We start from the raw sequence: 289 nt of genomic DNA, 5'->3' as shown, positions 1-289 counted from the left end.
TGTCCAGCTGGTCGGCATAGTTGGTCAGCACCAGCGCAATGGTCATATATTTCGTCAGGCCCCCGGCGGACACCTGCTTCTCGCTGTCTTTTTCATAGACGATGTTGTTGGTGTCGGTGTTCACGATATAGGCGCTCTGGGCCTTGACATCGTAGACCGTGCTGGGGTCAAACATGGCTCCGGCCGTCACGGCAAGGCAATAATACCGAGCCCTGTCTGATCGCTATCAAAGGCAAGCCGAAGCGCATCAGCGCCGGCGTCGGTCAGCTCGTATTCTCGCCGCTGCGCA

At 57.8% G+C, this 289-nt stretch carries 1 pseudogene; it reads right to left on the bottom strand.

The features are described 5' to 3' along the window. Nucleotides 1–175: pseudogene (locus tag P0G09_RS20360) on the bottom strand (D-alanyl-D-alanine carboxypeptidase); the annotation flags it as partial. Nucleotides 176–289 lie beyond the last annotated feature (114 nt).

This window comes from Faecalibacterium sp. DFI.5.82, assembly GCF_029076575.1.
GTDB lineage: Bacteria > Bacillota > Clostridia > Oscillospirales > Ruminococcaceae > Faecalibacterium > Faecalibacterium duncaniae.
The sequence above is the reverse complement of the archived record's forward strand: the minus strand, read 5'-3'. Positions and strand labels throughout refer to the sequence as shown.